The sequence below is a fragment of the Paractinoplanes hotanensis genome (genome assembly GCF_023717965.1).
Classification (GTDB): Bacteria; Actinomycetota; Actinomycetes; order Mycobacteriales; family Micromonosporaceae; genus Actinoplanes; species Actinoplanes polyasparticus.
The window spans coordinates 13892-33659 of record NZ_JAMQOL010000003.1 but is presented as its reverse complement, the minus strand read 5'-3'; the positions used below and the strand labels follow the sequence as shown (position 1 = coordinate 33659).

The following is a 19768-nucleotide window of genomic DNA, read 5'->3' as shown; positions in this document are numbered from 1 at the left end:
CGGTGAGGACCGATGCGGTACTCCTGGCGGCCCGCCGTCGCGGGGCCCTTCGTGGCCGCGGCGGCGGCAACGTTGCTGCTCGTCGCGGCGCTCGTGGGGGGCGGGGACGACGACGCGGGTTTTCTCAACGGGAAGCAGTTGCGGCTGATGGCGCCGGCCGGCCCGGGCGGGGGATGGGATCAGACGGCGCGCGAGATGCAGACGGCCCTGCGGGAGCAGGCCGGTCGCACCGAGGTCCACAACGTGGCGGGGGCGGGCGGGACGATCGGTCTCAGCCAGTTCGTCCGCTACGAGGGCGACCCGACCCAGCTCATGGTGATGGGGCTGGTCATGGTGGGCGCGATCGAGAGCAACGACTCGCCGGTGGCGCTCGACCGGACGACGCCGCTGGCCCGGCTGCTCACCGACTACGAGGTGATCGTCGTGCCCGCCGGCTCGCCCGTGAAGAACCTGACCGACCTGGTGTCGGCCATGAAGGACGACGTCGGCAAGGTCAGCTGGGCCGGCGGGTCGGCCGGCGGCATCGAGCAGATCCTGGCCGGGCTGGTGGCCGACGCCGTCGGCGCGGACCCGGCCGAGGTCAACTACGTGGCTCACTCCGGCGGCGGCGAGGCGCTGTCCACGCTGCTCTCGGGGCGGGCGACGGCCGGCGTCTCCGGGGTCTCCGAGCTGGTCGGGCAGATCAGGGCGGGCACGATCCGCCCGATCGCCGTCTCCAGCCCGCAGCGCCTGCCGGCCCTGCCCGATGTGCCCACCCTCAAGGAGCAGGGGGTCGATGTGGAGCTGGCGAACTGGCGCGGCGTCGTAGCGCCGCCGGGTATCAGCGCCGCCGACGAGCGGCAGCTGGAAGACCTGCTCCTCCGGATGACCCGCACCGAGGCGTGGCGGGAGACCCTGGAGCGGCGCGGCTGGCTCGACGCCACCCTGACCGGCGACCAGTTCGAGCAGTACATCGCGAGCGAGCGCCGCACGGTGACGGAAGTGCTGGTCAAGATGGGCCTGGCATGACCGACATCGAGGAGGGGCGCCCGCTCCCGGAGACTCCCGAGGTCGCGCACCGCGAGGCCCGGGCGGCCGGCGCGCTCGGCGTGCTGATGGTCGTGGCCGCGATCGTGGTGCTGCTCGACGCCGCCCGCCTGCGCGATTCCGACGACGCCCTCGGCCCGGCGGCCGCGCCCACGCTGCTCGGCATCCTGCTCGGTCTGCTCGGGGGCGCTCTGGTGTTCCAGTCGCGCCGGTTCCTGCGTACGCCGGGAAGCCCCGGACGGCGCCTCTGGCGCCTGGCGGCCCTGGTGCTGGTCCTGGTCGCGTTCGCCCTTCTGCTGCCGATCATGGGGTGGGTGGTGAGCAGCGCCGGCCTGTTCACCGCGGCCGCCCTGCTGCTGGGTGCGCCGCACCCGGCCCGCGTGGCCGCCTACGGCTGGACCCTGGCCGTGGTGGTGTTCCTGGTCTTCGACGTGCTGATCGGGCTGTCGCTGCCCACCGGGCCGTGGGGGTTCTGACATGGGTGACCTGCTCAACGGCTTCGCCGACGCGCTCACCCCGGGCAACCTGCTGTGGGCGTTCGTCGGGGTGACGATCGGCACCGCGGTCGGCGTGCTGCCGGGCATCGGCCCCGCGCTGACCGTGGCGCTGCTGCTGCCCGTCACGTTCCGCCTCGAACCGGCGGCCGCGCTCATCATGTTCGCCGGCATCTACTACGGCGGGATGTACGGCGGCTCCACCACCTCGATCCTGCTGAACACGCCGGGCGAGAGCGCCTCGGTGGCCACCGCGCTCGAGGGCAACAAGATGGCCCGCGCCGGGCGGGGTGCGGCCGCACTGGCCACGGCCGCGCTCGGCAGCTTCGTCGCCGGCACCATCGGCACGATCGCCCTGTCCGTCGCGGCGCCCCTCGTCGCCGACATCGCCGTCAGCTTCGGGCCGCCCGAGTACGTCGCCCTGATGGCGGTCGCCTTCGTGACGGTCAGCGCACTGCTCGGCCCGAGCCTGCTCAAGGGCGCGGCCGGCCTGGTCATCGGGGCCACCATCGGCCTGGTCGGCATCGACACCCAGACCGGTCAGGCCCGTCTCGCGTTCGGCCTGCCCTCGCTGTTCGACGGGATCGACGTGGTGATCGTCGTGGTGGCGCTGTTCGCGCTGGGCGAGACGTTCGCGCATCTGATCGCCGGCACCGGGGACAGCCGTGTGGAACCTCTGCGGGGCCAGCCGATGCTCTCCCGCGAGGACTTCCGCCGCTCGTGGCCGGCCTGGCTGCGGGGCACCGCGCTCGGCTTCCCGATCGGCAGCCTGCCCGCGGGCGGCGCGGACGTGCCCACGTTCCTCAGCTACAGCGTCGAGAAACGGCTCTCGAAGCGGCCCGAGCAGTTCGGCCGCGGCGCCATCGAGGGTGTGGCCGGGCCCGAGGCGGCCAACAACGCGGCGGCGGCCGGCGTGCTCGTGCCGCTGCTGACCATCGGCCTGCCCACCTCGGCCACCGCGGCCGTCATCCTGACCGCCTTCCAGTCGTACGGCTTGCAGCCCGGCCCTCAGCTTTTCAGCGAATCCGGGGATCTGGTGTGGGCCCTGATCGCCAGCCTCTACATCGGCAACGTGCTGCTGCTGGTGCTGAACCTGCCGCTGGCCCGGGTCTGGGTGCGGCTGCTGGGCATCCCGGCGTACGGCATCTATGCCGGCGTTCTGGTCTTCGCCTGCCTGGGCGCCTTCGCGGCCGGCGGCACGGTCGCCGACCTGATCGTGCTGACCGTGCTCGGTCTGGTCGGCCTGCTGATGCGTGAGGCCGGCGTCCCGGTCGCGCCGGCCGTGGTCGGGCTCATCCTGGCCCCGTTGGCCGAGCAGCAGTTGCGCCGGGCGCTGGCACTCTCCGAAGGGGACTGGACGACGCTGGTCTCGTCGCCGCTGACCGCGGCGCTGTGGATCGTCGTCGTGCTCGCCCTGGTGGCGCCCGTAGTGCTGGCCCGGCTTCGCCGGCGAGTTTCGCCGACCCTTGACGAAACATCGTCGACACATTGACGACCTCCGAACCAGATGATCGGATCGGAGTTCCGAAGATTATTCGGTTCTTCCGGTTCTGGAGGCCGCCTTGTCCGTGTGGCGTCGACTCGCCGTGCCCGTTGTGCTCGCCCTCACCGCCCTGACCGCTACCGCCGTTCCCGCGCAAGCAGCCCCGCCCACCGCCGCCGTCGCGCTCGGCGACAGCTTCATCAGCGGCGAGGGCGCCGGCGCCTACCAGCCCGTCGTCGACGTGAACGGGCAGGCCCAGGCCTTCCCGGGCTGGTCCGCGGCGAACAGCAACGCCTTCTTCTGCCACCGCTCGGCCAACGCCTCGCTGCTGCGTGCCTCGCTGCCGGGCATCCAGGACAGGTTCAACCTGGCCTGCTCGGGCGGGCAGCCGCACGACATCGCCACCGCGTCGAACGCCCGCGAGAAGGGCCGCACGGTGGCGTCGCAGCTCGACCAGTTGCGCGCGGTCGGGCGTACCCATGACATCGACCTGGTGCTGATCGGGCTGGGTTCCAACAACAGCCAGTTCACCTTCGGCGATGTCGCGGTCAAGTGCGCCAACCGCTTCGTGGCCGACGCCTGGACCGGGTGGTGGGAGTTCTGGGCCTACATCGGCGGGCCGGTGCCGCAGGCCCCGTGCGCCGCCGGCGACCTGGCGACGGCGGCCCAGTTGAGCGCGGCCCGGAGCGAGACCCTTTCCGCCGTACGGGAAATCCTGCGCACCCTCGACCAGATCGACGCCGACGGGGCGCACCGCGTGGTCTTCCAGGACTACACGAACCCGCTGCCGACCGACCTCGAGAGCGCCCTGTGGGAACAGGACGGCCGGACCGACGACCGGGACAAGTTCCGCGAGCTCGGCGCCGAACGGTACCGGGCGGGCTGCCCGATCCACCGCGCCAGCCTCGCCGCCGGGCACCTGTTCTCGGGCGGGCTCGGCAAGCTTGTCTCCGGGGTGCACAGCTCCCTGCGGGCCGAGTTCCCCGGCGACGACCTGGTCTATCTGAACGTGCAACGCGCCTTCGACGGCGCCCGGCTGTGCGAACGCACCGGGAGTCCCGGCAACGCGCTGGCCACCCCGATCCGGCTCATGGACGGACCCACGGGAACGTTCCTGACCGACCTGTCCGGCTACGACAAGATAGCCATCCAGCGGATCGCCAACTCCTGCGTCACGTACTTCCAGACCTGCCAGGAGTCGTGGCATCCCAACGCGGCCGGTCACGGCGTTCTCGGCCAGTGCCTCGCCGGAGCCGCGGTCACGGCCTCGCGCTCCGTCCGATGTGTGCGCTCCTCGAGCGGCACGATATCCGTCAGCTGACCGGGTAATCCCGGCCGCGGTGAGGCCGCGGCCGGGCTATCCTCTGCGCGTGACGGACTCCCTGAACACCGGACAGCCGCACGTGGCGACGTTCGTGACCGCCGGGCCGCTGCGGCTGTGGACCGAACGGACCGGGGACCTCGCCTGTCCCGCGGTGCTGCTGATCGCGGGCGCCTCGGCTCAGGGCTACACCATGCCCGACGCGCTGGTCGCCCGCCTCGTCGACCGCGGCGCGCAGGTGATCCGGTACGACCACCGCGACACCGGGCGCTCCAGCACGGTCGACTACGACCGGGACCCCTACGGCCTGACGGAACTGGCCGGCGACGCCGTGGCGGTCCTCGACGCGTACGGCCTGGATTCCGCCCACATCGTCGGGGGCTCCATGGGCGGCATGATCGCGCAGTGGCTGGGCGTGCACGAACCGGCCCGCGTGCGCTCGCTGACCCTGCTCTCGACGAGCCCGGTGGGCATCGACCCCGCCTCGTCCCCGCTGCCGCCGCCGGCTCCGCATTTCCTGCGGCACGAGGCCGGACCGCCCGGCGTCGAATCCGACGTGGTGCTCTTCCGCCTGATGAACGGCGACGTCCGCCCGTTCGACGAGCCGGCCGTCCGGGCCATGCTGGAACGCTGCTGGGCGCGGGCGGCCGACCCGTCCGCCGCGGCCAACCACGGCCGGGTCGCCCAGCGGATGACCCCCGACCTGCAGGTCCCGCTGTCGGTGATCACCGCCCCGACCCTCGTCGTCCACGGCGACCAGGACCCGATCTATTCGCCCGCCCACGGCGAAGCGCTGGCCGCCGCGATCCCGGGCGCGCGCCTCGAGCTCGTGCCGGGCATGGGCCACGTCTACCTCTCGCCGGGCCTGCCCGAGCTACTGGCCGATCTGGTGCCGGTGCACACCGCCTGACCAGGTCAGCGTTTCCCACCAGTCCGCCGGTGAGGGCGTGTGGCCGGCCTCCTCGCTGATGCGCACCTCGGTGTCGGGCAGACGGGCGGCGACCAGGGGAGCATCCGGAACGGCCCGCCCCGGATCGCGGCGACCGGCCCAGATCAGCACGCGACCGGTCACGTCGCGCAGTGCGAACCCCCACGGGTGGACGTCGGTGGCGAGCCAGTCGCTGATCAGACCGGTAGCGTTCTGGCGAGCGCCCTCCCGCTGGGCGTCCTCGGCCGGCCGCAACCACGGGTCGTCGCCCGCGGCGAGCGCCCGCCGGTGCTGGGCAAGGGGATCCACGGCGTACCACTGGGCCGCGTGGGTGACGTAGCGACGGCCTGCCCCGGGAACGAAGCGCATCTTCCAGCTCTGCCAGAGCTGCCGGCCGCGGAGGGTTCCCAGCTCCCGGTACGGCCCCGTCAGGGCGACCGCCGCCACCCCGGTGAGCCGGTCCGCCAGCCGAACCCCGCAGGCCAGCGCGTACGGCGCTCCGCCTGAGAAACCGGTCACCCCGAAGCGCTCGATCCCGAGCGCGGTCGTCAGCGCCCCGACATCGTCGGCCACGCCGAGCAGGGTCGACCGTTCCACCGGGTCGGACCGGCCGTAACCCGGCCGGTCCATCGTGATCAACCGGATGCCGCTGAGCGCCTGCTCATCCGGGCGGCTCAGCCGCGAGCCGGGCGTGCCGTGCAGGAACACCACCGGCAACCCCGCCGGATCGCCGAACTCGGCCCAGCTCAGAACCCGCCCGCCCGGCAACACCAGATCCATGACCGCCCCCGCCTCCGCGCTGGGCAACTATTGAAACAGATCGATGCCGTGCCGCGTCGGGCGGTAGACGAGTTCCCGCCCTGATCGCGATCACGTCTCGTGGGCGGACAGCTGGGTTTCGAGGCCGTCGAGCAGGCGTTGCAGGCCGTATTCGAGCAGCAGGTCGAGGGTCAGCTCGCGGTTGTCGGAGGCCATGAACCGGGCCATCAGGGGGAGTTTGCCGGTGGCGAGCACCTCGGTGAAGCGTTGCTGCTGGGCGTCCATCCATTCGGCGTCGGTCATGCCGGTCTCCTGGACTGCCTGCTTCTCCTCCTCGAGGTTGACGGCGGTTCCCCGGATGTAGTTCGCGAGGGTCACCGCGGCCCGGAACTGGGTGTTGGGGTCGAGGCCGCGGCCCTCCAGCGCTCGCATCGTCCATTCGGTGTGGGCCATGGCGTTGGGGGCCAGCAACGGGCGGGTGAACGAGATGGCCTGGGCCAGCCAGGTGTGGCGGCGATACATCGACCACTGCAGGCGGGCCAGGGCCTCGACGCAGACCCGCCAGTCGTCGCGGGACGGATCGAGGCGGGGCGGGGGTGGGTTGGCCGCCATGACCTTGTCCATCATGAGCAGCACCAGTTCCTCTTTGTCGGCGACGTGGCGGTAGACCGACATCGTGGGGATGTCGAGCTCGCCGGCCAGGCGCCGCATCGTGAGGCCGGACAGGCCTTCGGCGTCGGCGATCGTGATGGCGGTGCGGACCACGAGGTCGCGATCGGGGGCGGCGCCGGCCGGCCGGGTGGCGCCGGCCACGATGGTGCCGACGCCCGGTTTCGGCCGCACCAGGCCCTCGGCCCGCAGGTGGTTGATCACCTTGGTCGCCGTCGCCATCGCCACGTCGTACTCGGCCATGATCTGGCGGGTCGACATGATGCGCTCGCCCGGGGGTGGTTCGCCCGCGGCTATGCGGTCGGCGAGTTCGGCGGCGATCCGGCGGTAGACAGGAACCTGCACTAGTGCACCCTACCTCTCCGCACTACCCGAAACGGGGTGCCAGCACTACCGATTTCCGGGGTAGTGCGTTCGTACGGTGTACTTATGACAGACGTTGTGAGCCTCGAAGCCCTCTACCAGACGTACGACGGTGGCGTCACCGCCCTCGATGGGGTGACCGCCTCTTTCCCGGCCGGCAGCTTCACGGCCGTGATGGGTCCCTCCGGGTCCGGCAAGAGCACGCTGTTGCAGTGCGCGGCCGGGCTCGACCGGCCCACCGGCGGCCGTGTGTTCATCGACGGCGCCGAGTTGACGGCCACCAAGGACACCGCGATGACGAAGTTCCGGCGCACCCGGGTCGGCTTCGTGTTCCAGGACTACAACCTGCTGCCGTCGTTGACCGTGGAGCAGAACGTCGTGCTTCCGTTGCGGCTCGCCGGTCGCCGGGCCGACCGTCACCGCGTACGCGAGATCCTCGACCGCCTGGGCCTGGGGGACCGCCGGGACGAGCTGCCGGAGCGGCTCTCGGGCGGCCAGCGGCAGCGTGTCGCCGTGGCCCGCGCGCTGGTGGCCCAGCCCGCCGTGGTCTTCGCCGACGAGCCCACCGGCGCGCTCGACCTGCGCAGCGCCCGCGAAGTGCTGACTCTGCTGCGGTCGGTGGTGCACCAGCACGGCCGTACGGTCATCATGGTCACGCACGACCCGGTCGCCGCCGCGTACGCGGACTCCGTGCTGTTCCTGGCCGACGGCCGGCTGGCCGGTTCGTTGCGCGCGCCGACCCCCGACGCCGTGGCCGAGCGCCTGGCCCACCTCGGCGACCGCGTGGGGGTGCCGGCATGATCGCCGTCGCGCTGCGCAATCTGCGACACCGTCCCGGCGGCTTCGTCGCCACGTTCCTGTCCGCCTTCCTGGGCGCGGCGCTCATCATGGCATTCGCGTCGTTGCTGGACACCGCTTCCGGCGCCGACGCGGCGAGCAACGAGTCGCTGGTGACCACGGCGAGCGTCGGCGGTGGCTGGTGCCTGGTCATCGTGGCGTTCGCGGTGACCTCCACCCTGACGCTGGCGGTGCGACAGCGCGACCAGCAGTTCGCGCTGCTGCGGTCGGTGGGGGCGACCGGCCCGCAGCTGCGCCGGATGATCGTGGGGGAGGCCGTGGCGGTCGCCTTGCTGGCGTCGGCGGTGGCCGTGCCGGTCGGGTGGGCGCTGGGTCGCGTGCTGGTCGATCTGTTGCAGAACACCGGCCAGGTGGCGTCCACCGTCGACCCCGTGTTCGGCCCGATCGCGCTGGGCGCGGGCTTCGGGGTCACGCTGACCGGTTCGCTGGCGGCGGCGGTCGCCACGGCCCGGCGTACAGCCGCTCAGAGCCGCCGGAGGCCGCGGCCGCTGCTGCGGCGCATCGGCGCCGGGCTGCTCCTGCTGATTGGGGCCAACTGCGCCGTGCTGACCGCGACGCTGATGGACGGCAAGGGCATCGACGCGATGCAGACCGCCGGTCAGGCCGGCATCTGGGCGGCGATCGGCCTGGCGCTGCTGGCACCCGAGTTGCTGCGGGTGGTCACGGCCGTGCTGAGTCCGGTTGTACGCCTCTTCGGCGCCCCCGGCGAACTGGCGCTCAGCGGCCCGCGCCTGTCCTCGGCGGTCATGCCCGTGCTGCTGTTCACCGGCATCGCCACCGGCACCGTCTACATGCAGGGGATCGAGGACCGCGCGGCTGCCGGCCAGATCCAGCCCGCCTACGCCCAGGACATCCAGACGCTCAACTACGTGGTGGTCGGCATGGTCACCGTCTTCGTGGCCATCATGCTGGTGAACACCCTGATCGCCGCGACCACCCACCGCCGCCGCGAGTTCGCCCAGCAGCGCCTGGCCGGCGCCACCCGCGGCCAGGTGACCGGCATGGTCACTCTGGAGGGCGTCCTGATCACGGTGACCGGGATCCTGGGCGGCCTGGTGGCCTCCCTGTTCACCGTCCTGCCCTTCGGCTCGGCCCGTGCCGGCCGCGTCTGGCCCGACGCCTCCCCGGCCGCGTTCGGCATCGTCGCCGCGATCGCTGTCGTGCTGACGGCTTCGGCCCTGGTGCAAACGGCCCGCAGCACATTGCACGGCCCCGCCACCGCCGCCGTGCGGGCGTGAAAACCGGTCGACAGGGGCGGAGGGAAATCCGTACGGTTTCCGAAGTTGATCGATGAGCGAGGGGAGGACGCCGTGCAGTACCGCACAGCTCCTCTCCTCGTGTCCGGTGTGCCCAGCCTCGGCTGCGCCACCGAGGCTGGTCGTTCCTGACCGCGTCCGCCAGGACGCGGCGGGTGGGCGCTGTCCACCGCTGGAACTCCCGAAAGCCGTTCAACCATGCGAAATCTCGGCATCCTCGCGCACGTCGACGCGGGCAAGACCACCCTGACCGAACGCATCCTGTTCCTGACCGGCGCCACCTGGAAGCGGGGCGAGGTGCGGGACGGGACGACGGTCACCGACTTCGACCCCCAGGAACGGGCACGGGGGATCACCATCTTCGCGGCCGCGGTCAGCTGCGACTGGAACGGCCGGCGGCTCAACCTGATCGACACACCGGGGCACGTGGACTTCACCGACGAGGTCGAGCGCGCGCTGCGGGTGCTCGACGGCGCCGTCGTCGTGCTCGACGCGGTGGCCGGGGTCGAACCGCAGAGCGAAGCCGTGTGGCGGCAGGCCGATCGGTACGGCGTGCCGCGAATCGTCTTCGTGAACAAGCTCGACCGGCCGGGGGCCGACCTCGACGCGGCCGTGCGGTCGCTGCGGGAGCGGCTCGGCGTCACGCCGCTGGTCGCCCAGGCGCCGATCGAGGGCGGTGTCGTCGACCTGGTCGGGCGGCGCACCCTCACCTGGCAGGACGGCGAGCTGGTGGTCACGCCGGGCGGTGACCCGGTGGCGCGGCAACGGCTGGAGGAGGCCGTGGCCGAGCTGCACCCGGCCGCTCTGGAGGAGTTGGGCGCGATGTCGGACGAGACCCTGAGGAAGGCCATGCGTGATCTGACGGCGCGGAACAGGGCGGTCGTCGTGCTCTGCGGTTCGGCCTATCGCAGCATCGGCGTCGAGCCGCTGCTCGACGCGGTGGTCGACTATCTGCCGGCGCCCAGTGTCGACGACGAGGCGCCACCGGCCGCGCTCGTGTTCAAGGTGCAGACGGGACGGCAGGGGCGCCTGACCTTCGTCCGCGTCTACTCCGGCACGCTCGTCAAGGGCGGCACGGTGTGGGACGCGGTCGAGGGCCGGGCCGAGCGGGTCGGGCGCATCCTGCGCGTGCAGGCCGACCGGCACACCGACGTCGACCGGGCCGCGGCGGGCGACATCGTGGCGCTGGCCGGGCTCAAGGCGGCCCGGGCGGGCACGACGCTGTCGACCCGGGACCGGCCGGTGGTGCTGGAGGCCCCGGCGACGGCCGAGCCGCTCGTCTCGGTCGCGCTCGAGGGGCGTACGCGGGCCGACGCGCACCGGCTGCCCGGTGCGCTGGCCGCGCTGGTCGAGGAGAACCCGTCGCTGTCGGTGCGCACCGACAGCGAATCGGGGCAGACGCTGCTCAGCGGAATGGGGGAACTGCAAGTGGAGGTGGCGGTGACCAGGTTGCGCGAGTCCGGGGTGGCCGTCACGGCCGGGCGGCCCCGGGTGGCGTACCGGGAAACCGTGGTCCGCGGTGTGCGCGGTCTGACCCACCGGCACGTCAAGCAGGACGGCGGATCCGGTCAGTACGCGCACGTCGTGCTCGACGTGGCGCCGGCCGACGGCGCCGGGTTCGCCTTCGCGTCCACGGTGACCGGCGGGCGGGTGCCGGCCGAGTACGTGCGCGCGGTCGAGGCGGGCTGCCGGGAGGCGCTGGCCCACGGGCCGCTCGCCGGGCATCCGGTGACCGGTCTGCGGGTCACGCTGACCGACGGCGCCACGCACGTGAAGGACTCGTCGGAGATGGCGTTCCGGGCGGCGGGCCGGTTCGGTCTGCGGGCGGCTCTCGAGGCGTGCGAGCTGGCGCTGCTGGAGCCGGTCGCGGACGTGACGGTCCACGCCCCGGCCGAGAACCTGGGCGGCGTGCTCGGCGACCTCGCGGCTCGTCGCGGCCGGGTCACCGCCTCCGACGGCGAGTCGGTGTCGGCTGTGGTGCCGCTGGCTGAGCTCTTCGGGTACGCGACCGATCTGCGCAGCCGTACGCGGGGCCGCGGCACCTTCTCCACCCGTCCGGCCGGCTACCGCCCGGTCTGATGCGAGAAGCCGGCGGCGCCCTGTTTCCGCGCCGCCGGCTTCTCGCCGCTGTTTCCTAGGCGGCCAGCAGTTCGAGGGTGTCGATCACCCGGTTGCTGAAGCCCCACTCGTTGTCGTACCAGGCGACGACCTTCACGTGGCGGCCGTCGACGCGGGTCAGGGCCGAGTCGAAGATGGACGAGGCCGGGTTGCCGACGATGTCGGACGAGACCAGGGCGTCCTCCGAGTACTCGAGGATGCCGGCCAGCGGGCCGTCGGCGGCCACGCGGTAGGCCGTCAGGACCTCGTCGCGGGTGACCTCGCGGGCGACCGTCGTGTTGAGTTCGACGATCGAGCCGACCGGGACCGGCACCCGGATCGAGTCGCCGGACAGCTTGCCCGCCAGGCGGGGGAGCACCAGGCCGATGGCCTTGGCGGCGCCCGTCGTGGTGGGGACGATGTTGACCGCGGCGGCCCGGGCCCGGCGCGGGTCGCGGTGCGGCCCGTCCTGCAGGTTCTGTTCCTGGGTGTAGGCGTGGACCGTGGTCATGAAGCCGTGTTCGATGCCGGCCAGCTCGTCCAGCACCGAGGCCAGCGGGGCCAGGGCGTTCGTCGTGCAGGAGGCGTTCGACACGATGGTGTGGACAGCCGGGTCGTACGCGGCGTTGTTGACGCCGTAGGCCAGCGTCACGTCCGCGCCGTCCGAGGGCGCGCCGACCAGAACCTTGCGGGCCCCGGCATCCAGGTGCGCGCGAGCCTTCGACGCGGCGGCCAGCCGGCCCGTGGCCTCGAGGACGATGTCGACGTCCAGGTCCTTCCAGGGCAGGGTGGCCGGGTCGGGTGAGGACAGGACGGCGATGCGGCGGCCGTCCACGACCAGGGTGGAACCGTCCACGGTCACCGGGCGGCCCAACCGGCCGGCCGTGGTGTCGAAGGCGAGCAGGCGGGCCAGGGCCGCCGGCTCGGTGAGATCGTTGACGGCGACGACCTCGAGCTTGCTGTCCCGCTCGAGCAGCGCCCGCAGCACGTTGCGCCCGATGCGGCCGAATCCGTTGATGGCGATGCGAGTCATGCGTCCAGCCTCGCCCGCGCGCCACAACGGAGACAGTGGCGGCCTCGCCACCGTTCGCAAGGATCACGCCACGAAGGTTCGGCGGTACTGGCTCGGGGTCGTGCCGAGGATCCGTTGGAAGTGCAGACGCAGATTCGCGCCCGTGCCCAGTCCGGCGCGCACCGCGATCTGCTCGACCGAGAGCTCCGAGAGCTCCAGCAGTTCGCGTGCCAGGTCGATCCGGGCCCGCATGACCCACTGCATCGGCGTGTACCCGGTGTCCTCCACGAACCGCCGCGAGAAGGTGCGCGGCGACACGGCCGCGTGCCGGGCCAGCGACTCGAGGGTCAGATGCTTGTCGAGCCGGTGCAGCGCCCACTCCCGCGTCGCCGCGAAGCGTTCGCCGATCGGCGCGGGGACGCTGCGCGGCACGTACTGGGCCTGGCCGCCGCTGCGGTAGGGGGCCGCGACCAGCCGCCGCGCCGCGTGGTTGGAGGCGGCCACCCCGAGGTCGCCGCGCAGCACGTGCAGGCACAGGTCGAGGCCCGAGGCGGCGCCGGCCGAGGTGAGCACGCTGCCCTCGTCGACGAAGAGCACGTTCTCGTCGACGTTCACCTCGGGATGCTTGCGGGCCAGTTCCCGCGTGTAGTGCCAGTGCGTCGTGGCCCGCTTGCCGTCCAGCAGCCCGGTCGCGGCCAGCGCGAACGCCCCGGTGGAGATGGCCGCGAGCCGCGCCCCGCGCTCGTGCGCAGTGATCAGGGCCTCGACGACGGCCGGCGGCGGATCATCCTGGTCGGGAAAGCGGTAACCGGGCAGGAAGACGATGTCGGCCCAGTCGAGGGCGTCCAGGCCGTCGGCCACGTGGTACGACAATCCGTCGCCACCCGTGACGAGCCCCGGCGCGGCGCCGCAGACCCGTACCTCGTACGGCATGCTGGCCCGTGTCGTGAAGACCTGGGCCGGGATGCCGACGTCGAGCGGTTTGGCGCCTTCCAGCACGAGGACGGCGACGCGGTGCAGGCGTGGGAGCAGCGTCACTCAATTGACGATAGAGCCGGGACCCGCGTTGCTGGCACGGTGTCTGTATGAGAACGCCCTCGCTAGCGGACGCCGAGTGGCTCAACTCGCCACCACTCGGCCCGGACGACCTGCACGGACATGTCGTCCTCTACGACTTCTGGACGCTCACCTGCGTCAACTGGCTGCGCACCGCGCCCTACCGCCTCGCGTGGTGGAACGCGTACCGCCAGGACGGGTTGATCGTCGTCGGGGTGCACACGCCCGAGTTCGGGTTCGAACACAGTCCCGAGCTGGTGCGCCGCGCCGTGGCCGGGCGTGGCATCGACTACCCGGTCGTCATCGACAACGACTACGCGGTGTGGAAGGCCTTCGACAACCACTACTGGCCGGCGCTCTATCTGGCCGACGGTGCGGGCGTGATCCGCGACCATCACTTCGGCGAGGGCGAGTACGAAGGGTCGGAGCGCTCGATCCAGCGGCTGCTCGGCATCAGCCGCCCGCTGTCGCAAGTCGAACCGGCCGGCGTCGAGGTCGAGGCCGACTGGACGCACCTGCGCACGCCCGAGACATATCTCGGGTACGCCCGCGGCGAGCACTTCGCGGCGGCCGGGGAGGCCGAGTTCGGCCGCCGCCACACGTACACGTACTCGAACTACTTGCTCTTCAACCATTGGGCTCTGGACGGTGAGTGGACGGTCGGCAGCGAGCACGTGACCCTGTCCGAGCCGGACGGGGGCATCGCGTTCCGCTTCCAGGCCCGCGACGCCAACCTGGTGCTCGACCGGGCCGGCGGCGAACCTGTCCCGTTCCGCGTCACCCTCGACGGCGAGGCCCCCGGTGACGCCGCCGGCCTCGACATCAGCGCCGACGGCGCCGGGGTGCTCGACCAGGGCCGTATGTATCAGCTGATCCGCCAGCCGGGCGCGATCGGCGAGAAGTTCCTCGAGATCACGTTCACCGGTCCGGGCGCCCGCGCCTACGTGTTCACCTTCGGCTAGGGGTCCTGGCGGGCGCACGGCGTGGTGAGGCTGCGCCGGTTACTCGTGTTGCTGGTTGTTCCGCTGAAGGTCGCCGTCGTGCGTGTCCGCCGGTGGCGACCGCCAGCTCGTCGCCGTGCCGGCGACCCTGGATCCCGGCGACACCGGGCGGCTCGAGGCGAGCCCCTGGTTCTGATGCGTGACCACGTCTTCGAGCCCCGGGACGACGACGCCGACCGCGGCGCCCACGGCATGTTCGACGATCAGGCGAAGTCGCGCGACGCGTGGTCCTGGGCCTCGATGCATCGCGCGGCTCTCGCCGGCGTCGCCGTGGCGGCCGTCGCGGCGGTCATCCCCAGGGCAATGCGGCGCGGGTAGCCCAGTAGAGCTCGGCCGGTTCGGCCTCGACCGGCCGGACGGACGAGGGGCCGAGGCCGGCCGCGCCCAGATTCGAGGTGAGCTGGGCCGCGGTGGCGGCGCCGGAGAGGACGACTGTGGCCCAGGGCTGGTGCAGGGCGGCGGCCAGGGCCTCGGCGTCGCGGGCGGCCAGGCGGCCGTTGGCCATGGCCTCCTTGACGATGACGGCCCGGCCTGACGCGTGGGCCTCGGCCAGAGCGGGACCGGCGCTGGGCTCCAGCAGGTTCCAGGTGGCCTGGACGCTGCGGAACAGCGGCTCGCCGTCCACCTCGATCCCGAGGGCGGCCCGGATCGCGTCGGCCTGGCGGGGTCCGCTGGTCGACAGGCCGACGACGGCGCCCTGGCCGGACAGCCGGCGGTGCAGGGCCTTGTCGGTCAGGGCCGGGCTGTCCGGCGTCACCGAGTGGATCTGGTAGAGGCCGAGCCGGTCGCCGAGCAGGGCGCGGGTCTCGGCCAGCTGGCGGTCGAAGGTGGCTACGCTGTGGTCCTTGACCTCGTGGGCCTCGGCCTTCAGCTGCCAATTCGCGGTGTAGGTGTAACCCCATTTGCTGCCGACCAGCGCGTCGTCATGGCCCGGAAGCCAGGAAGCCAGGAACTCTTCCGAGCGGCCGTACGAGCGAGCCACGTCGAAGTAGCGCACGCCGGCCGCGTACGCCTGGTCGAGCAGTTCGTGCGCCCGGTCGCGCATCGCGTCGACGCTGCGGTCGGCGGGCAGATCCGCCTCGCGCCCGAGATTGATGTACGCCGGCCGGCCCACCGCCGCCAGCCCCAGTCCGATCCGCGCGGCCCCGGTCAGCCCGTCGAAGAATTCCATACCGCCATCCAACACCGTCAGCTCACTGACGCCTGGCGCTCCGGGCGGGAGCCGGAGAGGCCTCGATGGCGGTCCAGGTCTCTCCGGCCTGAAAGCCCGCGCCCCGTCCACCGAACCGGCGGCCGGGGCGCGGGCCTTGTGGGGAGGGTTGGTTCCCGCCATCGATGCTGCTTGTGGCCGATGGCGGTATCCCCCCGGGCATGTGACGGTTGGGTGACGAAACCGGGGATTCGCCGCTGGGCCGTGTCGGAGTGTGCCGGGCGCGGCATCATGCGGTTATGAGTGCCGTGCTGTTGATCGAGGACGACGACCGGATCAGGCTGTCGCTGGCCATGGCTCTGGAGGACGAGGGCTACCAGACCCACGCCGTGCCCACCGCCGAGGAGGGGCTCGAGATGCAGCGCCGGCAGCCGGCCGACGCCGTGCTGGTCGACCTGATGCTGCCCGGCATGGACGGCTTCGAGTGCATCCGGCAGCTGCGGCGCACCGACGACGTGCCGATCATCGTCGTCAGCGCCCGCGACGACACCCACGACATCGTGGCCGGGCTCGAGGCCGGCGCCGACGACTACGTGGTCAAGCCCGTCGCCGTGAAGGAGCTGGCGGCCCGGCTGCGGGCGTTGCGCCGCCGTGGCCGGTCCGCGTCGGCCACCCCGGCGGTCACTGTCCTCGCCTTCGGCGACCTCGAGATCCGGCCCGAGGCGGGCGAGGTGCGCCTGCACGGCGAGCCGGTCGCGGTCACCCGTACGGAGTTCCGTCTGCTCTGCGAGCTGGCCGAGCACCCGGGCCAGGTGCTCTCGCGCCAGCAGCTGCTGAGCCGGGTCTGGGAGTACGAGATCGGCGACGAGCGCCTGGTCGACGTGCACGTCGGCCGGCTCCGCCACAAGATCGAGGACAGCGCGGGCAAGCCCAGGCACCTGGTGACCGTGCGCGGTCTGGGCTACAAGCTCCAGCCGTGAGGCGGGCCGGGCTGCGGGCCCGGGGTCAGCGCCGCGTTCGCCGTGGGCGCTCCGGCCCTGTCAGCCGGCGTCACCCTCGTCCGAAGGAGCTGACCAGCAACACCCTGTTCCGCGAGAGTCTCGGCGACCGGCCCGGCGGCGGCGCGCGGTTCCGGATCGACCCGCCTACGCGCTGAGGGCGGCGCCGACGTCCTCGTACAGCGGGAACACCTGGTGCAGCTTCATGGTGTGCAGCACCGTCACGACGTACCGGGACGGCGCGGCCAGCGAGAGGGCGCCGCCGTGGCTCTTGGCCTCGTTGTACGCCCGGACCAGCATGCTCAGGCCGGCCGAGTCGATGGTGGGGGCGGCGTGCAGGTCGACGATGACGTGCCGATGGTCGCGGACCGCCTCGGCCAGCGACTCGCGCAGCAGCTCGACGGCATCGGCGTCGAGGTCGCCGAGCGGCGTGACGACGGCGGTGCCGGTGGCGTCGCGGACATCGGTCATCGGATGCCCTCCTTCTCGGGCGTACGGCGGTCGGCGGTGGTCACCACGGCGGCGACCCCGGCCCCGCCGAAGAGCGCCTGGAGGCCCAGCTCGGCCGGGCTGAGCCCCGAGGGCAGGTCGGCGGCGATCCGCGCGACGGTCGTGGCGAACACCGCCGTCCCGACGCCCACCGTGGGAGGGAGCCAGAAGGGCACCCAGCGACCGGCCCTCGTCAGCAGGTGCCCGGCGACGCCGAGCACGCCGCCGACGAGGACGGCGGTGACCAGACCGGTGACCGTCATGCCTCCACAGTGCCCCGCAAGGTTTGCGGAACCCTCCCGGCGATATGACAGTTCCATGACGGAGCCCGCCGACGGCAACCTGACCGGCGGCCCGCTGCACAGCAGCGACTACGCGCGACTGTCGCGGCCCGGATGACTTCGTCAGCGAGCCGAGGCTGTCCGGGCGCCGATCATCTGGGCCGCGGTGAGGCGGTCGACCCGCGTACGCCGCCCGGTGCGCTGACGCAGGCGTGCCGCCGCGAGTTCGGCGGCATCGACCGCGGGCGTCTGCTCGGCGGCCAACGCCGGCTGGGCCAGCGAGGGGTGCCGGGCCTCCCACTCGGACCGCACCTTGGCCGGCAGATGCAGGTGGCGCCAGATGCGGCGCAGCACACCCGGGTTGAGCAGGTCGTTGATCTCGCAGCAGTCGGCGGCCTGGCACAGCACGGTCTGGTAGGCCAGCCGCTGCTGGGCCGGGTCCTCGAGGTCGAGCAGGCGGCGGCTGCGATGCCCGGGGGCCATGTGTTTCGGCAGCTCGAGCAGGCCCACGCTGTGGCCATGAAGGTCGTCGAGGCGATCGGGGACGCTGGGGGCCCGGTTGGTCGGACCGCGCTGCTGGCGGCCGTCCCGGGCGGCGACGTACGGCATGAGGCCCAGGCTAGGCTCGGCCGGGCGCCCGGACCGGCGGGTCGGCCGGACAGGTTGTCAGGGTGCCGAGTGGGTTGAGTGTGATGAGTGGCATGTCGCATTTCCCACTCACCGCGTGACAACCGGCCCGGTCGGGCGGCACCCTGGGCCACGTCGCATCGGTGCGCGAGATCCGCCGCCGCGTGCGACAAAACGCGGAGGGGACCATGGACACACCGATCCTGCGGCGGCTGCGCGAGGGTTCGATCGGCACGGGCGCGGTCATCGACGGCCCGTTCGGGCCGCGACGGGTCACGTACGCCGACCAGACCGCCTCCGGGCAGGCGCTCGATTTTGTCGAGGACTTCATCCGCGACACGGTTCTGACCGGCTACGCGAACACCCACACCGAGGCGTCGGCGACCGGCGCCCGGACGGGAGCGTTGCGCGAGCAGGCCCGCGAGCTCATCCACCGCTCGGTCGGCGCCGGCCCCGACGACGTCGTGCTGTTCTGCGGGTCCGGGTCGACGACAGCGGTCAACAAGCTTGTCGCCACGCTCGGGCTGCGCGTTCCCGAGAACCTCGACGACCGGTACGGCTGGAGCGCCCGGATCCCGGCTGCCGAGCGCCCGGTTGTCTTCGTGGGCCCGTACGAGCACCACTCCAACGTCCTGCCCTGGCGCGAGTCGATCGCCGACGTGGTCGAGATCGGCAGCGACGGCAGCGGCCGGCCCGACCTCGGCGAACTGCGGGAGGCCCTGCGGTCGTACGCGGAAAGGCCCCTGCGGATCGGCAGCTTCAGCGCCGCCTCGAACGTGACCGGCCTGCTCACCGACGTGGCGGCGGTGTCGGCGCTGCTGCGCGAGCACGGCGCCCTGTCGGTCTGGGACTATGCCGCCGGCGGCCCGTATCTGCCGATCACCATGGCCGGCAAGGACGCTGTCTTCCTGTCCCCGCACAAGTTCCCGGGTGGCCCGCAGACCCCGGGCATTCTCGTCGTCGGCAGGCACCTGCTGGTCAACCGGGTGCCCACCGTCCCCGGCGGCGGAACGGTGGCGTTCGTCGACCCCGACACCCACCGCTACCTGGACGACCCGGTCGCCCGCGAAGAGGGTGGCACTCCCGCCATCGTCGAGTCGATCCGAGCCGGCCTGGTCTTCGGGGTCAAGGAGACGGTCGGCGCCGAGGTGATCGCGTCGCAGGAGCGCCGCCTGTGGCTGCGCGCCCGTGACCGCTGGGCCGCCGACGACCGCATCCAGATCCTCGGCGACCGGGAGGCCGACCGCCTGCCGATCGTCTCGTTCCAGCTGCGTTCGGGCGAGCGCTACCTGCACCACAACTACGTGGTCACGCTGCTCAACGACCTGTTCGGCATCCAGGCCCGCGGCGGTTGCTCGTGCGCCGGCCCGTACGGCCACCGCCTGCTGGGCATCGGCGCGGAGCTCTCGCAAAGCGTCCAGCAGGAGATCCAGGACGGCTGGGAGGGCATCAGGCCCGGCTGGTCCCGCCTGAACTTCCTGTACTTCTGGTCGGACGAGCTGGCCGACTACGTGATCGAGGCGGTGTCCCTGATCGCCGAGCACGGCGCCCGCTTGCTTCCGGACTACCGTTTCGACCCGCGCACCGGCCAATGGCGGCACGCCGGCGCCGTTCGGGTGCTGCCCCGGCTGACCGACCTCAAGCTGCACACCGACGGCACGGTGACCAGACCGGTGGCGCCGTCCCAGCTCGGCGAGGACGTCCTGCCGTCTCACCTGGCCGAGGCCCGGTCCGTGTTCGCGAGCCGCCCGGCGCCGGCCGACGGCACGGGCCAGAAGCTGCCGGCCGCGTTCGAGAAGCTGCGCCGCTTCCTGCTGCCGGACGAGTGTCTCGACGGCTGGGTGGGGGAGCACGGCGGCGGGACGCCCCGCCCCTGAACCGATGAGTTCGACGCCCTAGG

20 protein-coding genes are annotated in these 19768 nt (G+C 72.4%); 12 read left to right on the top strand and 8 right to left on the bottom strand.

From position 1 onward, the window contains the following. Positions 1 to 12 precede the first annotated feature (12 nt). The 5 genes from LXN57_RS02040 to LXN57_RS02020 all read left to right on the top strand — a co-directional run bounded on the left by LXN57_RS02040 (position 13) and on the right by LXN57_RS02020 (position 5234). Positions 13 to 1008, top strand: a complete 996-nt coding sequence (locus LXN57_RS02040) for a Bug family tripartite tricarboxylate transporter substrate binding protein (protein ID WP_251796246.1) — start codon at positions 13 to 15, stop codon at positions 1006 to 1008. Continuing rightward, on the top strand, positions 1005 to 1502 hold the full coding sequence (locus tag LXN57_RS02035; RefSeq protein WP_251796245.1) for a tripartite tricarboxylate transporter TctB family protein: 498 nt from the start codon (positions 1005 to 1007) through the stop codon (positions 1500 to 1502). The genes LXN57_RS02040 and LXN57_RS02035 overlap by 4 nt, the downstream gene beginning before the upstream one ends. 1 nt (position 1503) lies before the next feature. Next, positions 1504 to 3012 (top strand): tripartite tricarboxylate transporter permease, encoded by a 1509-nt coding sequence (locus tag LXN57_RS02030; protein ID WP_251796244.1) that lies wholly within the window; start codon positions 1504 to 1506, stop codon positions 3010 to 3012. A gap of 76 nt (positions 3013 to 3088) precedes the next feature. Continuing rightward, on the top strand, positions 3089 to 4324 hold the full coding sequence (locus tag LXN57_RS02025; RefSeq protein WP_438872821.1) for an SGNH/GDSL hydrolase family protein: 1236 nt from the start codon (positions 3089 to 3091) through the stop codon (positions 4322 to 4324). A 49-nt stretch (positions 4325 to 4373) separates the two neighbouring features. Further along, complete coding sequence (locus LXN57_RS02020; RefSeq protein WP_251796243.1) at positions 4374 to 5234, top strand: alpha/beta fold hydrolase; 861 nt, start codon at positions 4374 to 4376, stop codon at positions 5232 to 5234. Here the strand turns inward: LXN57_RS02020 and LXN57_RS02015 are convergent. After that, positions 5199 to 6032: an alpha/beta fold hydrolase gene (locus LXN57_RS02015; protein WP_251796242.1), complete on the bottom strand. Its 834-nt coding sequence runs from the start codon at positions 6030 to 6032 to the stop codon at positions 5199 to 5201. The genes LXN57_RS02020 and LXN57_RS02015 overlap by 36 nt on opposite strands. 90 nt (positions 6033 to 6122) lie before the next feature. Then, complete coding sequence (locus LXN57_RS02010) at positions 6123 to 7025, bottom strand: TetR/AcrR family transcriptional regulator C-terminal domain-containing protein (protein ID WP_251796241.1); 903 nt, start codon at positions 7023 to 7025, stop codon at positions 6123 to 6125. 84 nt (positions 7026 to 7109) lie between these two features. Here LXN57_RS02010 and LXN57_RS02005 point away from each other — a divergent pair, with 84 nt between their 5' ends. From LXN57_RS02005 to LXN57_RS01995, 3 genes are all read left to right on the top strand, one after another. Continuing rightward, entirely contained in the window at positions 7110 to 7844 is a 735-nt protein-coding gene (locus LXN57_RS02005) for an ABC transporter ATP-binding protein (protein WP_251796240.1), read from the top strand. Next, complete coding sequence (locus LXN57_RS02000) at positions 7841 to 9139, top strand: FtsX-like permease family protein (protein WP_251796239.1); 1299 nt, start codon at positions 7841 to 7843, stop codon at positions 9137 to 9139. The genes LXN57_RS02005 and LXN57_RS02000 overlap by 4 nt, the downstream gene beginning before the upstream one ends. 216 nt (positions 9140 to 9355) lie before the next feature. Then, the gene (locus tag LXN57_RS01995; RefSeq protein ID WP_251796238.1) at positions 9356 to 11236 is read left to right on the top strand and encodes an elongation factor G; all 1881 of its coding nucleotides are present in this window, start codon (positions 9356 to 9358) and stop codon (positions 11234 to 11236) included. A gap of 55 nt (positions 11237 to 11291) precedes the next feature. Here the strand turns inward: LXN57_RS01995 and gap are convergent, their stop codons facing one another. Next, complete coding sequence (gene gap, locus LXN57_RS01990) at positions 11292 to 12287, bottom strand: type I glyceraldehyde-3-phosphate dehydrogenase (protein ID WP_251796237.1); 996 nt, start codon at positions 12285 to 12287, stop codon at positions 11292 to 11294. 63 nt (positions 12288 to 12350) lie between these two features. Further along, positions 12351 to 13304 (bottom strand): GlxA family transcriptional regulator, encoded by a 954-nt coding sequence (locus LXN57_RS01985; protein WP_251796236.1) that lies wholly within the window; start codon positions 13302 to 13304, stop codon positions 12351 to 12353. A gap of 47 nt (positions 13305 to 13351) precedes the next feature. On the opposite strand from LXN57_RS01985, the gene LXN57_RS01980 reads away from it, so the two are divergent. After that, positions 13352 to 14284, top strand: a complete 933-nt coding sequence (locus LXN57_RS01980) for a thioredoxin family protein (RefSeq protein ID WP_251796235.1) — start codon at positions 13352 to 13354, stop codon at positions 14282 to 14284. Between the two features lie 174 nt (positions 14285 to 14458). Continuing rightward, positions 14459 to 14641 carry a hypothetical protein gene (locus tag LXN57_RS01975; RefSeq protein WP_251796234.1) on the top strand — a complete coding sequence of 61 codons (183 nt, stop codon included), beginning with the start codon at positions 14459 to 14461 and terminating at the stop codon, positions 14639 to 14641. Here the strand turns inward: LXN57_RS01975 and LXN57_RS01970 are convergent. Next, positions 14613 to 15494, bottom strand: coding sequence for an aldo/keto reductase (locus tag LXN57_RS01970; protein WP_251796233.1), 882 nt, complete (start codon positions 15492 to 15494; stop codon positions 14613 to 14615). The genes LXN57_RS01975 and LXN57_RS01970 overlap by 29 nt on opposite strands. A gap of 278 nt (positions 15495 to 15772) precedes the next feature. Here LXN57_RS01970 and LXN57_RS01965 point away from each other — a divergent pair, with 278 nt between their 5' ends. Continuing rightward, positions 15773 to 16453, top strand: a complete 681-nt coding sequence (locus tag LXN57_RS01965) for a response regulator transcription factor (RefSeq protein ID WP_251796232.1) — start codon at positions 15773 to 15775, stop codon at positions 16451 to 16453. A gap of 165 nt (positions 16454 to 16618) precedes the next feature. Here LXN57_RS01965 and LXN57_RS01960 read toward each other — a convergent pair whose 3' ends face one another. The 3 genes from LXN57_RS01960 to LXN57_RS01950 all read right to left on the bottom strand — a co-directional run bounded on the left by LXN57_RS01960 (position 16619) and on the right by LXN57_RS01950 (position 17850). Then, complete coding sequence (locus LXN57_RS01960) at positions 16619 to 16942, bottom strand: STAS domain-containing protein (protein ID WP_251796231.1); 324 nt, start codon at positions 16940 to 16942, stop codon at positions 16619 to 16621. Continuing rightward, positions 16939 to 17223, bottom strand: a complete 285-nt coding sequence (locus LXN57_RS01955) for a hypothetical protein (protein WP_251796230.1) — start codon at positions 17221 to 17223, stop codon at positions 16939 to 16941. Before LXN57_RS01955 ends, LXN57_RS01960 begins: the two co-directional genes overlap by 4 nt. Before the next feature lie 141 nt (positions 17224 to 17364). Next, a complete protein-coding gene (locus LXN57_RS01950) occupies positions 17365 to 17850 on the bottom strand; it encodes a hypothetical protein (protein WP_251796229.1) in 486 nt (161 codons plus the stop codon). 206 nt (positions 17851 to 18056) lie between these two features. Between LXN57_RS01950 and LXN57_RS01945 the strand changes: the two genes are divergently transcribed. Next, positions 18057 to 19745: an aminotransferase class V-fold PLP-dependent enzyme gene (locus LXN57_RS01945; RefSeq protein WP_251796228.1), complete on the top strand. Its 1689-nt coding sequence runs from the start codon at positions 18057 to 18059 to the stop codon at positions 19743 to 19745. Positions 19746 to 19768 lie beyond the last annotated feature (23 nt).